The following is a 17004-nucleotide window of genomic DNA, read 5'->3' as shown; positions in this document are numbered from 1 at the left end:
GCAGGAGGACGAACAATGGCACTGACCTCTCAGGTCAAGGATGAGTTGGCACGGGTGAAGATCACTCGCACTTCTGCTCGCAAAGCCGAAGTGTCCGCGATCTTCCGTTTCTCATCCGCACTTCACCTCGTCAACGGTTCGATCGTGCTCGAAGCCGAACTCGACACCGCGCAAGCGGCCAAGCGTCTCCGCAGCGAGATCAAGGACCTCTACGGCCAGTACGCCGACATCGTCGTCATCAACGCCGCCGGGATCCGCCGTTCCAACCGGTACCTGCTGAGGGTCACCCGCGATGGCGGCGCACTGGCTCGGCAGACCGGTCTCGTCGACAACCGGGGCCGTCCCGTCCGGGGACTTCCCTCGGCCATCGTCAACGGGTCCGTCGCCGATGCCGAAGCCGCCTGGCGCGGAGCCTTCCTCGCCCACGGTTCGCTGACCGAACCCGGTCGCTCCTCGGCCCTCGAAGTCACCTGCCCGGGTCCCGAAGCCGCCCTCGCACTCGTCGGCGCCGCCAGACGTCTGGGACTGAGTGCGAAGGCGCGCGAGGTCCGTGGGGTCGATCGCGTCGTCATCCGCGACGGAGACGACATCGCGGCCCTGCTCACCCGCATGGGGTCCCACAGCGCCGTCCTCGTCTGGGAGGAGCGCCGGATGCGGCGAGAGGTCCGGGCGACCGCGAACCGTCTGGCCAACTTCGACGATGCGAACCTGCGCCGCTCCGCCAGGGCGGCGGTGGCCGCCGGAGCCCGCGTGGAGAGAGCCCTCGAGATCCTCGGCGACGAGGTCCCCGAACATCTGCGCTATGCCGGATCGCTGCGGGTGACGCACAAACAGGCGTCTTTGGAAGAACTCGGCCAACTCGCCGATCCGCCGATGACCAAGGACGCGGTCGCCGGCCGAATCCGCCGCCTGCTGTCGACGGCCGACAAATATGCCGAAGATCTGGGAATTCCCGGCACAGAGTCCAGTCTCACCCCGGAAATGCTCGAAGATCGTTAAGATCGAGGTATGAGACGAATAGCCATCAACGGCTTCGGCCGTATCGGACGTGCCCTGTATCGCCTATCGCTCGAGCCCTCATCGGACTTCGAGGTCGTCGCCATCAATGACCTCACCGACACGCAGACCTTAGCTCACCTGCTGGCCTACGACTCCGTGTGGCCGCGCTTCGAGCATCCGGTCGAGGCCGGCGAGGACTTGCTGACCATCGGTGACAAGACCATCACCGTACTCAGCCAGGCCGAGCCGTCCGAGATCGACTGGTCGGCCCATGAGGTCGAGCTCGTCGTCGAATCCACGGGCATATTCACCCGACGTGATCAGGCCGAGGTCCACCTCGGTGGGACTGTGAAGACCGTCGTCCTGTCCGCACCGGGTAAGGACGTCGACGGCACCTTCGTCATGGGCGTCAACGAAGCCGACTTCGACCCGGCCCAGCACACCGTCGTCTCGAACGCCTCCTGCACGACGAACTGCATGGCCACCGTCGTCAGAGCCGTCGACGACGCGATCGGCGTGGAATCGGGACTGCTCAACACCGTCCACGCCTACACCGGCGACCAGATGCTCGTCGACGGCCCGCACCGCGATCTCCGCCGTGCCCGCGCCGCCGCCGTCAACATCGTCCCGACCACCACCGGGGCCGCACGCACCGTCGGCAGGGTGATGCCGCACCTGGCCGGCAAACTCGACGGGTTGGCCATCCGAGTGCCCGTCCCGGCCGGATCGATCATCGACTTCACCTTCACCCCGAAGCGCGACGCCACCACCGACGAGGTCAATGAGATCCTCGCCAAGGCCGCCGAGTCCTCGCCCTACCTCGACTACAGCACGGCACCGTTGGTCTCGACCGACATCGTCGGCACCACCGCCTCGGCGATCGTCGATTCCCAGCTCACGATGACACTCGGCAATCAGATCAAGGTCGTGGCCTGGTACGACAACGAATGGGGCTACACGAATCGCCTCAAGGACATGGTCAGCTACATCCTCGGAGAAAGGGACACATGAGGACCTACGACGACCCGCAGATCTTCTCCCACCGCACGGTCCTCGTCCGCAGCGACCTCAACGTCCCGATGGACGACGGCACGATCACCGACAGCGGTCGCATCCTGGCCTCGGCCGCAACGATCAGAGAGCTGGCCGAAGCGGGAGCGCGGGTGGTCGTCATGTCTCATCTGGGACGCCCCAAGGGTGAGCCCGATCCACAGTTCTCCCTCCATCCGTTGGCACCGGAACTCGCCGAGGCGATCGGACGAGACGTCGAGTTCTCGGCCGACACCGTCGGCGAGGAGGCGAAGACAAAGGCAGCGGGGCTTGACGACGGCGAGGTGCTGCTGCTCGAGAATCTCCGCTTCAACCCCGGCGAGACCTCGAAGAACGATGACGAGCGCAGGGCCTTCGCCGCGCAGCTGGCCGAGCTGGCAGACGATTTCGTCTCCGACGGCTTCGGCGTCGTTCACCGCAAACAGGCCTCCGTGTACGACATCGCGGCTCTGCTGCCGCATTATGCCGGATCACTCGTCCGCGACGAGGTGGAAGTCAGCGACCGTCTGCTCAACGATCCACAGGCCCCGTTCACGGTTGTCCTGGGCGGATCGAAGGTCTCGGACAAACTCGGCGTCATCGACAACCTCATCGACCGCGCCGACAATCTGCTCATCGGCGGTGGAATGGTCTTCACCTTCCTCGCCGCACTCGGCCACGACATCGGCGCCAGCCTCGTCGAGAAGGACCGGATCGACGACGTCAAGGGCTATCTCGACCGCGCCGAGGCCGGGGGAGCGAGAATCGTCCTGCCCACGGACATCGTGATGGCCGCCTCCTTCGCCGCCGACGCCGAGAACTGGGAGCGTCCGGTCGCCGAACTCGAGTCGACACCGGCCGGAGCCCAGGGCCTGGGCCTCGACATCGGCCCCGAATCGGCCGATACCTATGCGAAGATCATCGCCGAATCCACGACCGTGTTCTGGAACGGCCCCATGGGCGTCTTCGAGTTCCCCGCCTTCGCCGCGGGCACGAAGGCCATCGCAGCGGCCCTGACCGATCCGCCCGAGACCAGTAACCGTCTGACGGTCGTCGGCGGCGGTGACTCGGCCGCGGCCGTGCGCTCCCTCGGTTTCGCCGATGACGAATTCGGCCACATCTCCACCGGGGGCGGTGCCAGCCTCGAATACCTCGAAGGCAAGACCCTGCCCGGACTCGAAGCACTCGCGTGAGAAAGAAGACGACAATGAGCGAACGCACCCTGCTCCTGGCCGGCAACTGGAAGATGAATCACGATCATCTCGAAGCGATCTCGAGCGTGCAGAGACTGGCCTGGGCGCTCGAGGACGCGAAACTCGACGAGACGATATGCGATGTCGTCGTCATCCCGCCGTTCACCGACATCCGCTCGGTGCAGACCCTCGTCCAAGGCGACAAACTGTGGCTGAACTACGGCGCACAGGACGTCTCCCAACACGAACCCGGCGCACACACCGGGGAGATCGCCGCCTCGTTCCTATCGCGGCTGGGCTGCACCTACGTCGTCGTCGGCCACAGCGAACGCCGGGCGAACAACCACGAGACCAACGACATCGTCGCGGCCAAGGTCAAGGCGGCGCTGGCGCAGGAGATCACGCCCATCCTGTGCACCGGAGAATCTCTGGAACAGCGTCAGGAGAAGACCCATGTGGACTTCACCCTCACCCAGCTCGAGGAATCACTGGAGGGCCTCGACGCCGCCGCACTCGAAGGACTCGTCATCGCCTACGAACCGGTCTGGGCGATCGGCACGGGCGAGACTGCGACGGCGGCCGACGCGGCCGAGATGGCAACGGCCATCAGGGCGCGACTCGAAGACCGGCACGGGTCCTCACTGGCCGGGTCCACCCGAATCCTCTACGGCGGTTCGGTGAAGACGGACAATGTGGCCGAGATTCTGGCCTCCGACGACATCGACGGTGCCCTGGTCGGTGGCGCCAGCCTCAACGGACCCGACTTCGCCGCTTTGTGCAAGGCCGCGGCGGCACAGTAGACTGATCACCAAATCCTCTGACGAAATATAGGTTGAACTCGACGTGGAAATCCTCGAAATCGTACTCATCGCGCTGCTCGTGCTCACGAGCATCTTCCTGACCCTCCTCATCCTCATGCACAAGGGCAAGGGTGGAGGCATGTCGGACATGTTCGGCGGCGGGATGTCCTCGTCGCTGGGATCGTCGGGCGTGGCTGAGCGCAACCTCAACCGCTTCACCACACTGATGGCGATCGTCTGGGGCGCCTGCATCATCCTGCTCGGCCTCATCACCCGCTTCAACGCCTGACAGGGCCTCCCGGACGACCACCATGACAGAAGGGCCCCGACCGATCGGTCGGGGCCCTGACTCATGCGCTTGGCACGATCAGTCGACACCGAAATGGTGGCGGGGCTCCACCTCGGCGATCACAGCTCGCAGCTGCTCAAGCCCCCGGGCACGGTCGAGCAGATGGATCCGCAGCACGGGACGGCCCTTCTCCTCCAGCGCCGCGGCATCGCCGAGAGCCTGCGCCCGCTGCAGCTGGGTGAAGCCATAGGCGCGACCGGGCACCAGCAGATCCGTTCGGGGCTCAGCGGTGATCTGCAGGAAGACCCCGTTGGGGCGCCCGCCCTTGTGGTACTGGCCCGTCGAATGCAGATATCGCGGCCCGAAGCCGAATGTCGTCTGCACCCCCGAATGCTGTGAGACCAGGGCACGCAGATCCTCGGCATCGGCCTCCGCCAGACGATCGAGGAACGCCTGCACGCCGATGTAACCGTACTCGTCGACCTGGGCGAACAGACCGGCGACGGCACCGACGAGATCGGTCGCCTCGTCGAACTCACCGAAGACCTCGATCTGATCCTCGCGGAACGCCGGCTGATCCGGTGCAGTCGAGGAACCGTGGGACAGCGCCTGCCTGGCGTGCTCCTTGGCCGACTCGACATCCGGCTGGTCGAAGGGATCGACGGCGAGGCTGTAGCCGGCGATCGCGGTGGCGTACTCCCAGAACACGAAGAGTTCGCCGAGTTCGCCGTCGATCGTCGATTCGAACCCGGAGGGGGCCTCGACGTCCGTGGCGGGACCCTGGGTGCACAGCATCGCATCGGCCCTGGCATCGCAGAATCCGATGTCTGAGGGGCCGTCGACGACGACGGGCAGGATCCCCTGACCGTCCTTGCCCAAGGATTCGGCGATGAGCTGTTCGACCCATCTGCTCAATCCGGACAGTGCCGGTGACGTCTCTGCGAGCACGAGTTTCTCCGTCGTCCTGGCGTGGCCGATGCCCAACCAGGTCCCGAACTGCAGCGCAGGATTGTCCGAGGCATCGGCTCCGAGGCCGTCGACGGCCGCTGCCGCCGAGGAAACGATCTCGCGGACGTCGACGCCCGCGAGGCCGGCCGGGACGAGACCGAAGGCCGATAGGGCGCTGTAGCGTCCGCCGACGGTCTCATCGGCGTGGAACGCAGCCAGGAATCCTTCTTCGGCGGCCAGCGTATCGAGTTCCGTCCCCGGATCGGTGATCGCGATCATGCGTGAGGCCGGGTCGATGTCGACCGATTCGAACGCCGCGGCGAAGGCCCGCCGGATCGCGTCGGTCTCGATCGTCGTCCCCGACTTGGAAGCGACGATGAGCACTGTGTGGGAGAGATCGGTCCCGATCGCCTCGGCGACCTGATTGGGATCCGTGGAGTCCACGACCTCGAGCCTGACGCCGGCGGCCTGGGCCATGACCTCCGGGGCCAGGGACGAACCGCCCATGCCGGTGAGGGTGATCGATCGCAGCCCCTGCACATCGAGGACCGAACGCAGCGACTCGATGTCATCGAGCAGGCCCGAGGCCCTCTGCGGCAGGTCCACCCATCCCATGCGGGACGCAGACGCTGCGTGGTCTGGGAACAATGTCGCATCTTCGGCCGCCAGACGTGAGGGCACGTGCGCGTCGAGGAGTCGGTCCACCTCGGCGGTGTAGTCCTCCGTGACCGGGACATTCAGCTGCAGTCTCATGATCGGTCCAGGGCTGTGCGAATCGTGTCCTGAAGTTCGGCCCAGCTGACGTCGAACTTCTCGAGTCCCTGAGTCTCGAGCACGGTCATCACCTCCGCATAGTCGATTCCGAGACGGGCGATGCGGTCGTAGACCTCATCGGCGGCCCGGTAGTTCTCCGGCGAGATCTCACCGGTGACCTCGCCGTGGTCGGCGAAGGCCTCCATCGTGGGTTCGGGCATCGTGTTCACGGTGTTCTCGGCCACGAGCCCGGTCACGTACATCGTGTCCGGGTAGTCGGGGTTCTTGACTCCGGTCGACGCCCACAGCAGCCGTTGGGGCCTGGCTCCGGCGAGCTCGAGGACCCGGAAGCGTTCGGACGTGAACAGCTGCGAGTGGATCTCATGGGCCAGCACGCAGTTGGCGATGCCCGCTCGGCCCTTGAGGTCGGCGGCGGCAGGATCGTCGAGACTGTCCAGACGGGAGTCGATCTCCGCATCCACGCGAGAGACGAAGATCGACGCCACCGACCGGATCCGGTTGAGGTCGTGCCCGGCCGCACGGGCCTTCTCGAGTCCCTGGAGGAACGCCTCGACGACGTGGCGGTAGCGGGTGAGCGAGAACACCAGGGTCACATTGACGCTGATGCCGGCCGCGATGGTCTCCGAGATCGCACGCAGTCCCGCTTCGGTGGCCGGGATCTTGATCATCGCATTGGGTTCTCCGACTCGCTCCCAGAGTGCCTTGGCCGCCGCGACGGTGGCCTCGGCATCATGGGCCAGCGGGGGGGCGACCTCGATCGACACGCGACCGTCATCGGCGTTCGTGGCGTCGAAGACGGGACGGAGGAGCCGGGCAGCGGCCGCGACGTCCGAGGTCGTCAGAGATTCGATCGCCTCATCGGCGGAGGCCCGGTCCGTCGCGAGTCCGGTCAGAGCGGAATCGTAGCTGTCGGATCCGGCGATCGCATTCGCGAAGATCGTCGGATTCGTCGTCACTCCGGTGACGCCGGAGTCTTCGATGAGTCGTGCCAGGTCACCGGATTCGAGGCGCGTCCGCGAGAGGTCGTCGAGCCAGATGGAGACACCGTGTTCGCTGAGCTGTTCAAGATTGCTGTTCATGCTTCCGCCTTCGCTGCCGTGATGGATTCCTGGGCAGCCGTGACGACGGCCGCCGAGGTGATTCCGAACTTCTCGTACAGAGTGGCGTAGTCGGCCGATGCGCCGAAGTGCTCGATCGACACGGCACGGCCGGCATCGCCGAGGTATCTGTGCCAGCTCATCGCGGACGCGGCTTCGATGCTCACACGTGCCTTGAGGCCGCGGGGGAGCACCGCCCGTCGATAATCCTCGGGCTGGGCGTCGAACCATTCCTGGCACGGCATCGAGATGACACGTGCGGCCGTGCCTGCCGCCTGCAGCTCTTCCGCCGCGGCGATCGCGATGGCGACTTCCGAACCGCTGGCGAGGATCGCGACCTCGGGTTCACCGGCGGTGTCGAAGAGGACATATCCGCCGCGGGCTGCTTCGGAGGCGGGAGCGCACTTGTCACGGTCGAGGATCGGCACGGCCTGGCGGGTGAGCACGAGGCCGCTGGGCCCATCCGTGCGGTCGAGGATCTTGCGCCACACGACCGAGGTCTCATTCGCGTCGGCCGGTCGCACGAGGTCGAGGCCGGGGATCGCACGCAGCGCGGAGAGGTGCTCGATCGGCTGGTGGGTGGGACCGTCCTCGCCGAGGCCGATCGAGTCGTGGGTCCACACGAACACGTTCGGCACCTGCTGCAGGGCGGCCAGACGGATTGCGGGCCGCTGGTAGTCGCTGAAGATGAGGAAGGTGCCCGTGTAGGGGCGGGTGCCCCCGTGCAGGGCGATGCCGTTGCCGATGAGTCCGGCGGAGAACTCCCGGACGCCGAAGTGGATGTTGCGACCGTATTCGTTGCCGGAGAACGCCTCGGTCGAACGATGCTCGGGCAGGAAACTCGGCTCGGCCTTGATCAGGGTGTTGTTCGACCCGGCGAGATCGGCCGACCCTCCCCACAGCTCGGGCATCGTTGCGGCGATGGCGTTGATGACCTTGCCGGAGGCCGCGCGCGTGGCGATGCCCTTCTCGTCGGCGTCGAAGACGGGGAATTCGCTGTCGATGCCGGCGGGCAGCTCACGCTTGGCCAGACGGTCGAAGAGTTCGGCATTGGCGGGATTCGCCTCGCGCCAGGCGGTGTAGGCCCTGTCCCATTCGATGTGGGCCCCACGGCCCCGGTCCATGGCCGAGCGGGTGTGGTTGAGCACCTCGGCAGGGACGGCGAAGGTCTCATCGGGGTCGAAGCCGAGGATCCGCTTGGTCGCTGCGACCTCTTCGGCACCGAGGGCGGAACCGTGCGAACCCCCGGTGTTCCGCGCGTTCGGGGCGGGCCAGGCGATGACCGTCGAGAGGCGGATGAAGGAGGGGCGGGAGTCGGCCTTGGCGGCCTCCATGGCCCGGTGGAAGGCATCGACGTCTTCCGTGTACTCCTCGCCGGCTCTGAAGTCCACGTGTTGGACGTGCCACCCGTAGGCGGCGTAGCGGGCAGCCGTGTCCTCGCCGAAGGCGATCGCCGTGTCGTCTTCGATGGAGATCCGGTTGTCGTCCCAGACGACGATCAGATTGGACAGCTCCTGGGTTCCGGCGAGGGAGGAGGCTTCGCCGGAGACGCCTTCCTCGAGGTCACCGTCGGAGGCGAGCACCACGATCGAGTGATCGAACGGGGAGGACCCCGGTGCCGCATCGGGATCGAAGAGTCCGCGTTCACGGCGGGAGGCCATGGCCATTCCAACCGCCGAGGCGAGACCCGAACCCAGCGGGCCCGTGGTGATCTCGACGCCTGCGGTATGCCCGACCTCGGGATGGCCCGGGGTCAGCGAACCCCAGGTGCGCAGCGCCTTGAGGTCGTCGAGTTCGAGCCCGAAGCCGGACAGGTAGAGCTGCACGTACTGGGTCAGCGAGCTGTGTCCGCACGAGAGGACGAACCGGTCGCGGCCGATCCAGCTCGGATCGGCGGGATCATGCTTGAGACCGTACTGGTAGAGGTAATGAGCGATGGGAGCAAGACTCATCGCGGTTCCGGGGTGGCCGTGACCCGCCTTCTGAACCGCGTCGGCGGCGAGGAGACGGGCGGTGTCGACTGCGCGGTTGTCGAGCTCTGTCCAGGACAGGGAGTTCATGTCTTCGAGCGATCCTTCGTTCGGCTGAGAAGCGTGCACTCAAACTCTACCGCGCCGGACCCCGAACGCCAGGGGCCGACCGTCCCCACCGTGCCGGTGCGCAGAGTTTGTGAGGATCCGAACAGCACCGAAACGCAGCATCATCGGACTGGCAAAATATTCGACAGCGGGTAGAATCGGTCACGTGAGTGAACTTCGTCAGAACCAGGGCACGCAGAGTGAACGTCCTCTGCAGAGATCAATCGACGAGGAGGGGCTCGCAAAACGTCCTCGCTCGATCATCGGTGCCTACATCGCACTGACCAAGCCCCGGGTGATCGAACTCCTGTTGGTGACCACCGCCCCGGTGATGTTCCTCGCCGCGCAGGGCATGCCGAACATCTGGCTGGTCATCAACACTCTCATCGGCGGCGCCGCGGCCGCCGCCTCGGCATCGGTGTTCAACTGCTATGTCGACCGTGACATCGACGCGAAGATGGAGCGGACCAAGCACCGCCCGCTCGTCACCGGCGAGATCACACCGCGCGCCGCACTCATCTTCGCCTTCGTCCTCGGGCTGGGCTCGATCTTCTGGCTCGGCGGAACCACCAACTGGGTGACCGCGGGCCTGACCGCCTGCGCCATCCTGCTCTACGCGGTCTTCTACACCCTGATCCTCAAACGTCGCACGTCTCAGAACATCGTCTGGGGCGGCGCCGCCGGCTGTATGCCCGTGCTCATCGGCTGGTCGGCCGTGACCGGTGGCCTGTCCTGGGAAGCGCTCCTGCTCTTCCTCGTCGTCTTCTTCTGGACGCCGCCGCACTACTGGCCGCTGGCGATCAAGTACAAGGCCGACTACGACGCCGCAGACGTTCCGATGCTGCCCTCGAAAGTGCCGCCGACGAACGTCGGCCGCCAGATGATCGCCTACACCTGGGCGATGGTGCTCTGCTCACTGGCCCTGATCCCGCTGGCCCCGATGGGCCCCGTCTACACGGGCGTGGCAGTCCTCGCCGGTGTGTGGTTCCTGTGGTCGTGCTATTCCCTCGTCTCTCGTGCGAAGAAGGGCAGGAACGGCACCTCGCTGCGGGCGATGAAGGTCTTCCACGGCTCGATCACCTACCTGTCGCTGCTGTTCCTCGCGGTGGCGATCGACCCGTTCGTCCTCCCCGGCTTCTGGTGACACCCTGCCCCCTGGCATGCGCCGCGCCCGCCAGGGGCTGACCCCGGCTGGCACTGATTCCGGCAGACCCTGAGTGGGCTGGCCTCAAACCGAGCTCGTCGATGACGATCTTCTACCTCAGGTCCTGACCCGAGCGCCTCTGCTCGTCAGTTCGCCGAGGTGGGCCCGCACGATCTGCCGGCCGATCCCGTACACGTCGTTGACAGCCGCACTGTGCGCTGTCCGACACGGCCGCCAGCGATGACCAGCGTAACTCCACGGCCTCCTCGGCGTGGTCAGCGAATCGCAGGCACGGCGTGATCGGTGCTGTCATGAGTGGTCCTCCGGTATGCGCTGTCGACGACGGCAACGCTTGCCGCGACCGTGGCCGAGATCCCGATCATATGGAGGGCCACAAGTACGATCGGCACACCGGTGAAGTACTGGATGTAGCCGATGACGCCCTGTGCGAGTTCGATGATGAGCAGCACGACGAGGGGCCGGACCATGGCGCTGTGCTTCTTATGGGCGAGGACGAGGGAGACGACGGTTGCGATGACCAGGAGCCATACCGGGAAGGCGTGCGCCCGGGCGATCCACAGGGTGTCCAGGCCGTTGCGCGTCGACATCGTCGACCCCGAGTGTGGGCCCGCACCTGTCGTCAGCACTCCCAGGATCACGACGATCGCGGTCAGACCGAGGATGGTCCACGCCAGGGCCGGCAGGGGGGCCGGTGCCTTCCGCCCCGTGCGCACTCCCGTGTCGTAGGTGCGCCGGACGAAGTAGGCGGCGACGCCGACGGCGATGGCCGAGGGCACGAAATGCCCGGCCACGACCCAGGGGTTGAGTTTCGTCCACACGGTGATCCCGCCGACGATGGCCTGGACCGGGACGATGGCGAGGAGTCCGAGGTTGAGCCAGAACAGATCGGGACGCCGCTTGCGGTCCTTCCACAGCATGAGGAAGATGACGACGCCGAGCAGGGCCAGCAGCACCGCCAATGTGCGGTTGCCGAACTCGATGAGGCCGTGGATGCCCATCTCCGGCGTCGTCACCAACGAATCGGGGGTGCATTTGGGCCAGTCGGTGCAGCCGAGCCCGGAGCCGGTGAGACGGACGATGGCGCCGCTCAGAATGATGCCGGCCTGTGCGATGAGCATGATCCAGGCGGCGACACGGATCTTGGTTGTGACCATTTCTCTCCTCATTCGAATCGGAACCACCTGCGTGCCGCAAGCGTTCCCAGCAGCCCCCACACGAGGAGCACGATCAGAGCTTTGACGTCGAAGCCGGCACCGCCGACGGCCGCGCGCATGGCATCGCCGAGGGCACCGGAGGGCAGATACCCGACTACGGTGCCCCACTCACCCGGGTGGGCGAGGACGAGCCCGCCGACACCGGCCATGACCACCCAGATCAGATTGGCACCGGCCAGCGTGGCCTCCGCGCGCACGGTCCCCGCCATGAGCAAGCCTAGGGACAGGAGCGCAGCGGTGCCAAGCAATGTGGTCACCAGCAGCGAAAGAACGTCGACCGGGCCCTCGAAGCCGAGTCCGAGGGCGATGGCGAAGGCGAGCAGGAACTGGATGATGACGACCGCGACGACCGCGCCGAGTTTGCCGAAGATGAGGCCATTGGTGCCCAGCGGCGTCGTCGCCAGCTGGCGCAGCACCCCGTAGCGGCGGTCGAAGGCGGTGGCGATCGCCTGGCCCGTGAAAGCCGTCGAGGCCAGGCACAGGCTCAGCGCACCGGGCAGCGCCACGGTGAGCGGATCCCTCCCGTCGGCAACGACCCTGAGAGCGCCGAGCAGGGGAGTCTTCGCGAGGAACACGAGCATGCCCAGCGGCAGGATGAGGGAGAGCAGCAGCTGCTCACCGTTGCGCAGAACCGAGACGGTCTCGAACCTCGTCTGCGCCATGAGGCGTTTCGCTCTCATCGGCGGCGTCGTGCTCATCGCAGCGGCCTGCCTGTGAGCTCGAAGAACACGTCGGCCAGCGACTGCGAGTGCATGTCGATGTCCGTGATCGCCAGGCCCGCCTCGGCGACGACCGTGCACAGGCCCGCGATCGCTGCACTGTCGAGGTCGCCGTCGACGACGAGGGCCGATCCCATCGCCGAGGTGGGGGCGATCGTGTTCATGGTCTCGATGAGTTCGCGAGGTGCGGCGTCGAGGTCCCGGTCGGTGGCGATGACGAGTCGGCGACCGGCGGGGGAGGCGTTGCGCAGGTCCTCGGGCGCTCCCTGGGCGATGATGCGGCCGCGATCGATGACGACGACCTCATCGGCGAGCTCCTCTGCCTCGGTGAGGTCATGGGTCGTCAGGACCACTGCCACCGAGGCGGCGGCCAGCTCGCGGATGTAGTCGTGGACGACGGCCCTGGCCTGGGGGTCGAGACCGGCACAGGGCTCATCGAGGAAGACCAGCCGAGGTCTGCCGATGAGCGCGGCGGCCAGAGCCACGCGCTGCTTCTGCCCACCGGAGAGGCGGCGGATCGTGCGCGAGGAGAATTCGTGTATGCCCAGCGGCCCGGCGAGTTCGTCGGCGGGGAGGGGGTCGGGATAGAGGGAGGCGAGGTGCCGCAGCACCTGCAGCGGCTTCGCGCTCATCGGCAGCCCCCCGTCCTGGAGCATGACACCGGCGAGCAGCGCTGTGCGCTCATGCTCGCGGTGGGGGTCGAAGCCGAAGATCTCGACCGTGCCGGCATCGGGGGCTCTGGTGCCCACCGCCAGTGAGATCGTCGTCGACTTGCCGGCACCATTGGGCCCGAGCACACCGAGGATGAATCCGGTGGCGGCTTCGAGGTCGATTCCGTCGACGACGTGGTGCGCGCCGTACGAGTAGTGAAGACCACGGATGGTGAGGGCCGATTCTGACACCAGTCCATTCTACGACGCGTCGAATGCTCCTGTACTTAGGCTCACCTAGTTTTACGAAACAAATTACGCAACAATAGTGTTGTGTTAGTCAAGGAGGTGGAGAATGGCAGCGAACGACACAGAAGACCGTCGGACACGGCAGAAGGTGTTCAGATCGGTGCTCGATGAAGGGCCGATCACTGCCTCCGAGCTTGCCAGGTTGCTCGACCTGACTCCTGCGGCGATCCGTCGCCATATGGATGCGCTGGAGAGCGAGGGGCTCATCGAGGTTCGCGAGCTCGCCGGCAAACAGGCAGGTCGCGGTCGACCGGCCAGGCACTATGTGGTCACCTCAGAGGGCCACGGCTCCGTCAGCCACTCCTACGACGAACTGGCGGTCAACATCCTCCGGTTCATGCAGGACCGCGTCGGGGCCGACGCCGTCGAGGACTTCACCGAGGACCTGATCGCGAAACTGCGCGACCGCCTCGGCGGGGAGCTGGACAGACGGGGAGGCACCACCGTGGCTTCCCGTTCCCGCGGGCTGGCCGCAGCGCTGACGAGGGAGGGCTACGCCGCCTCGGCGACCCCGGTGGCAGCCGGCACTCCCCTCGAAGCGATGCAGCTGTGCCAGGGCCACTGTCCGATCCAGGCGGTGGCATCCGAGTTCCCCGAGATCTGCGAAGCAGAACTTGCAATGTTCTCGGACTACCTCGGCGTCGATGTCCGCAGGCTTTCGTCTCTGGCGCACGGCGACCACGTCTGCACCACCCACATTCCGACCTCGGAACTCACCAGACCACTCATCCACAGCAATGATCGACCTCAAGGAGGTTCACGATGACTGACACAGGCAATCGGATCATCGATGCGAATCCCGAGCTCAAAGACCTCGGACAGTACGCATTCGGTTGGCACGACGAAAACGACGCGGGCGAGTTCGCGGAACGCGGGCTCTCGGAGGACGTCGTCCGCAACATCTCGAGGCTGAAGGACGAACCGGACTGGATGCTGCAGCGCCGCCTCAAGGCGCTCAAGCTGTTCGACAAGAAGCCGATGCCCAGCTGGGGTGCCGATCTCACGGGAATCCAATTCGAGGACATCAAATACTTCGTCCGTTCGACAGAGGGCCAGGCAACGTCCTGGGAGGATCTGCCCGAGGACATCCGCAAGACCTACGACAAGCTCGGCATCCCCGAAGCGGAGAAGCAGCGCCTCGTCGCCGGTGTCGCGGCTCAGTACGAGTCCGAGGTCGTCTACCACCAGATCAATGAGGAGCTCGAGGCTCAGGGTGTCATCTTCATGGACACCGACACCGGTCTGCGCGAGCACCCGGAGATCTTCGAAGAGTACTTCGGTTCGATCATCCCTGCCGGTGACAACAAGTTCTCGGCGCTCAACACCGCGGTCTGGTCCGGCGGGTCATTCGTCTACGTCCCCAAGGGCGTCCACGTCGAGATCCCTCTGCAGGCCTACTTCCGGATCAACACGGAGAACATGGGCCAGTTCGAACGCACCCTCATCATCGCCGACGAGGGCTCGTCGGTGCATTACGTCGAGGGTTGCACTGCACCGATCTACACGACCGACTCGCTGCACTCCGCAGTCGTCGAGATCGTGGCCAAGAAGGATGCGGAGGTCCGCTACACGACCATCCAGAACTGGTCGAACAACGTCTACAACCTGGTCACCAAGCGTGCGATCGCCGAAGAGGGCGCTTCGATGGAATGGGTCGACGGCAACATCGGCTCGAAGGTCACCATGAAGTACCCGGCCATCTGGCTGACCGGCGAACACGCCAGGGGCGAGACCCTGTCCGTGGCCTTCGCCGGTGAGGGACAGCACCAGGACACCGGTGCGAAGATGGTCCACGCCGCTCCGCACACACACTCTTCGATCGTGTCGAAGTCCGTGGCCCGAGGCGGCGGCCGCGCAGGCTACCGCGGACTCATCCATGTCCACCCGGGCGCCGAGGGTTCGTCGAACAACGTTCTCTGCGACGCGCTCCTGGTCGACAACGTCTCACGTTCGGACACCTACCCCTACATCGATATCCGTGAGGACGATGTGACTCTCGGTCACGAGGCCACAGTGTCGAAGGTGAGTGAGGATCAGCTCTTCTACCTCATGAGCCGCGGCATGGAGGAGACCGAGGCGATGGCGATGATCGTCCGCGGATTCGTCGAGCCGATCGCTCGCGAACTGCCGATGGAATACGCCCTCGAGCTCAACCGCCTCATCGAACTGCAGATGGAAGGTGCAGTGGGCTGACCAGGCCTGCCACCGACCGCAACAAGGAGTTTCAAGTGACTGATACCACCAATCCATTGGGCCTCGATGAGCACTCTCACGGCGCCGACGTGCAGGTCCCCGATTCGAAGCGTGACACACGCACACGCAGCTTCGACGTCTCCGCCTTCCCCGTCCCGACCGGACGCGAGGAGGAATGGCGCTTTTCGCCGGTGCGCAAGCTCGGTGACTTCTTCACCGACGCCGCCTCCGAGGCGAAGCTGAGCACGACGGGCGACCTGCCTGAGGGCATCTCGGTCGAGGAGATCTCGCTCGGGGCCGCTCAGGAGCTGGGAATCCTCGAACCCGAGGATCGGCCGGCTGCAGTGGCAGCCAGCCGCGCCTCGGCGGTGACCCACTACTCGGTTGCCGCGAACACCGAACTCGACGGTGCCGCCATCATCCATGCCGATGGCAACGGCAGCGACATCGCCCATGGGCACGTCGTCGTCTCCGTCGGCGCGAACGCCAAGGCGACCATCGTCGTCGAGCACGAAGGACTCGCCCGGTACTCCGAGCTCGTCTCCCTCGTGATCGGAGACGGCGCCGACGTCACCTTCGTGTCCCTGCAGCTCTGGGACGAGGAATCGCAGCATGTGGGCCAGCACGATGCGATCGTGGGCAAGGATGCGAAGTTCAAGCACATCAACATCAGCCTCGGTGGAGACATCGTGCGACTGAACACGAACGTGCGCTACTCGGCAGCCGGGGGAGAGGCCGAACTGCTCGGACTCTACTTCGCCGATGCCGGTCAGCACTTCGAACACCGCACCTATATCGATCACAACACGCCGAAGGCGAAGTCGAACGTCCACTACAAGGGTGCGCTTCAGGGCAAGGACGCACGCAGCGTGTGGATCGGCGATGTGCTCATCCGTCCAGAGGCCCTCGACATCGACACCTATGAGCTCAACCGCAACCTCATCCTCACGGACGGGGCGCGTGCGGACTCGGTGCCGAACCTCGAGATCGAAACCGGCGACATCGCCGGCGCCGGACACGCGTCGTCGACGGGACGCTTCGACGAGGAGCATCTCTTCTACCTGATGAGCCGCGGCATCCCGGAGGACGTCGCCCGTCAGCTCGTGGTCCGCGGATTCTTCACCGAAGTGATCCAGAAGATCAAGGTGCCTGAGATCGAGGAAGTCCTCAACGAACGAATCGAGGACGAACTCTCCCGGAGCGTTCTGTGACCATGATCGACGTTGCGGCCGCCGACGAGGTGGCCGCGGGCGCGACGATGCGGATCGACGTGGACGACTTCGAGATCTGCATCGCCCGCGACTCCGACGGCACGATCCATGCCGTCGACGATGTCTGCACCCACGGCGAGGTGTCCCTGGCCGAAGGCGAAGTGGAAGGTTGCGCCATCGAATGCTGGCTGCACGGCTCCCAGTTCGACCTGACTTCCGGTCGGCCGCTGAGCCCCCCGGCCTTCGAACCCGTTGCGGTCTACGACTGCAAAGAGATCGCCGGCCGCATCCTCCTTGACCCGAGCACAGTGGTCAACTGACCAACACGCTCGATTG

The 17004-nt window shown here is 65.6% G+C and carries 16 protein-coding genes; 10 read left to right on the top strand and 6 right to left on the bottom strand.

Features of this window, described 5'->3' with window-relative positions; genetic code table 11:
• Positions 1-15: 15 nt before the first annotated feature.
• Genes whiA through secG form a run of 5 tightly spaced genes read left to right on the top strand, consistent with a single transcriptional unit; the run spans position 16 to position 4310 of the window.
• A complete protein-coding gene (whiA, locus tag BKA07_RS12595) occupies positions 16-999 on the top strand; it encodes a DNA-binding protein WhiA (RefSeq protein WP_167951193.1) in 984 nt (327 codons plus the stop codon).
• Positions 1000-1008: 9 nt separating this feature from the next.
• On the top strand, positions 1009-2010 hold the full coding sequence (gene gap, locus BKA07_RS12590) for a type I glyceraldehyde-3-phosphate dehydrogenase (protein WP_167951192.1): 1002 nt from the start codon (positions 1009-1011) through the stop codon (positions 2008-2010).
• Positions 2007-3221 (top strand): phosphoglycerate kinase, encoded by a 1215-nt coding sequence (locus BKA07_RS12585; protein ID WP_167951191.1) that lies wholly within the window; start codon positions 2007-2009, stop codon positions 3219-3221. The genes gap and BKA07_RS12585 overlap by 4 nt, the downstream gene beginning before the upstream one ends.
• Before the next feature lie 14 nt (positions 3222-3235).
• Complete coding sequence (gene tpiA, locus BKA07_RS12580) at positions 3236-4021, top strand: triose-phosphate isomerase (RefSeq protein WP_167951190.1); 786 nt, start codon at positions 3236-3238, stop codon at positions 4019-4021.
• 43 nt (positions 4022-4064) lie between these two features.
• Positions 4065-4310, top strand: a complete 246-nt coding sequence (gene secG, locus BKA07_RS12575; RefSeq protein WP_167951189.1) for a preprotein translocase subunit SecG — start codon at positions 4065-4067, stop codon at positions 4308-4310.
• Positions 4311-4388: 78 nt separating this feature from the next.
• Here secG and BKA07_RS12570 read toward each other — a convergent pair whose 3' ends face one another.
• Genes BKA07_RS12570 through tkt form a run of 3 tightly spaced genes read right to left on the bottom strand, consistent with a single transcriptional unit; the run spans position 4389 to position 9189 of the window.
• Entirely contained in the window at positions 4389-6011 is a 1623-nt protein-coding gene (locus BKA07_RS12570) for a glucose-6-phosphate isomerase (RefSeq protein ID WP_167951188.1), read from the bottom strand.
• Positions 6008-7111 (bottom strand): transaldolase, encoded by a 1104-nt coding sequence (gene tal, locus BKA07_RS12565; RefSeq protein WP_167951187.1) that lies wholly within the window; start codon positions 7109-7111, stop codon positions 6008-6010. Before tal ends, BKA07_RS12570 begins: the two co-directional genes overlap by 4 nt.
• Positions 7108-9189, bottom strand: coding sequence for a transketolase (tkt, locus tag BKA07_RS12560; RefSeq protein WP_167951186.1), 2082 nt, complete (start codon positions 9187-9189; stop codon positions 7108-7110). The genes tal and tkt overlap by 4 nt, the downstream gene beginning before the upstream one ends.
• Before the next feature lie 184 nt (positions 9190-9373).
• Here tkt and BKA07_RS12555 point away from each other — a divergent pair, with 184 nt between their 5' ends.
• The gene (locus tag BKA07_RS12555; RefSeq protein ID WP_167951185.1) at positions 9374-10351 is read left to right on the top strand and encodes a heme o synthase; all 978 of its coding nucleotides are present in this window, start codon (positions 9374-9376) and stop codon (positions 10349-10351) included.
• A gap of 275 nt (positions 10352-10626) precedes the next feature.
• Here the strand turns inward: BKA07_RS12555 and BKA07_RS12550 are convergent, their stop codons facing one another.
• The 3 genes from BKA07_RS12550 to BKA07_RS12540 are packed head-to-tail and all read right to left on the bottom strand — an operon-like array spanning position 10627 to position 13207.
• Positions 10627-11526: a COX15/CtaA family protein gene (locus tag BKA07_RS12550; protein ID WP_167951184.1), complete on the bottom strand. Its 900-nt coding sequence runs from the start codon at positions 11524-11526 to the stop codon at positions 10627-10629.
• Between the two features lie 8 nt (positions 11527-11534).
• Entirely contained in the window at positions 11535-12284 is a 750-nt protein-coding gene (locus tag BKA07_RS12545; RefSeq protein ID WP_245161943.1) for an ABC transporter permease, read from the bottom strand.
• Positions 12281-13207, bottom strand: a complete 927-nt coding sequence (locus BKA07_RS12540; protein ID WP_167951182.1) for an ATP-binding cassette domain-containing protein — start codon at positions 13205-13207, stop codon at positions 12281-12283. The genes BKA07_RS12545 and BKA07_RS12540 overlap by 4 nt, the downstream gene beginning before the upstream one ends.
• Positions 13208-13310: 103 nt before the next feature.
• Here BKA07_RS12540 and BKA07_RS12535 point away from each other — a divergent pair, with 103 nt between their 5' ends.
• The 4 genes from BKA07_RS12535 to BKA07_RS12520 are packed head-to-tail and all read left to right on the top strand — an operon-like array spanning position 13311 to position 16988.
• The gene (locus tag BKA07_RS12535; RefSeq protein WP_167951181.1) at positions 13311-14030 is read left to right on the top strand and encodes a helix-turn-helix transcriptional regulator; all 720 of its coding nucleotides are present in this window, start codon (positions 13311-13313) and stop codon (positions 14028-14030) included.
• Positions 14027-15457 (top strand): Fe-S cluster assembly protein SufB, encoded by a 1431-nt coding sequence (gene sufB / locus BKA07_RS12530; RefSeq protein WP_167951180.1) that lies wholly within the window; start codon positions 14027-14029, stop codon positions 15455-15457. Before BKA07_RS12535 ends, sufB begins: the two co-directional genes overlap by 4 nt.
• A 35-nt stretch (positions 15458-15492) precedes the next feature.
• Positions 15493-16668 carry a Fe-S cluster assembly protein SufD gene (gene sufD / locus BKA07_RS12525; protein WP_167951179.1) on the top strand — a complete coding sequence of 392 codons (1176 nt, stop codon included), beginning with the start codon at positions 15493-15495 and terminating at the stop codon, positions 16666-16668.
• Positions 16665-16988 carry a Rieske 2Fe-2S domain-containing protein gene (locus tag BKA07_RS12520; RefSeq protein WP_167951178.1) on the top strand — a complete coding sequence of 108 codons (324 nt, stop codon included), beginning with the start codon at positions 16665-16667 and terminating at the stop codon, positions 16986-16988. The genes sufD and BKA07_RS12520 overlap by 4 nt, the downstream gene beginning before the upstream one ends.
• Positions 16989-17004: the final 16 nt, after the last annotated feature.

Source organism: Brevibacterium marinum (genome assembly GCF_011927955.1).
GTDB classification, from domain to species: domain Bacteria; phylum Actinomycetota; class Actinomycetes; order Actinomycetales; family Brevibacteriaceae; genus Brevibacterium; species Brevibacterium marinum.
Note: the sequence above shows the minus strand (reverse complement) of the source record. Positions and strands in the feature narration are given on the sequence as shown.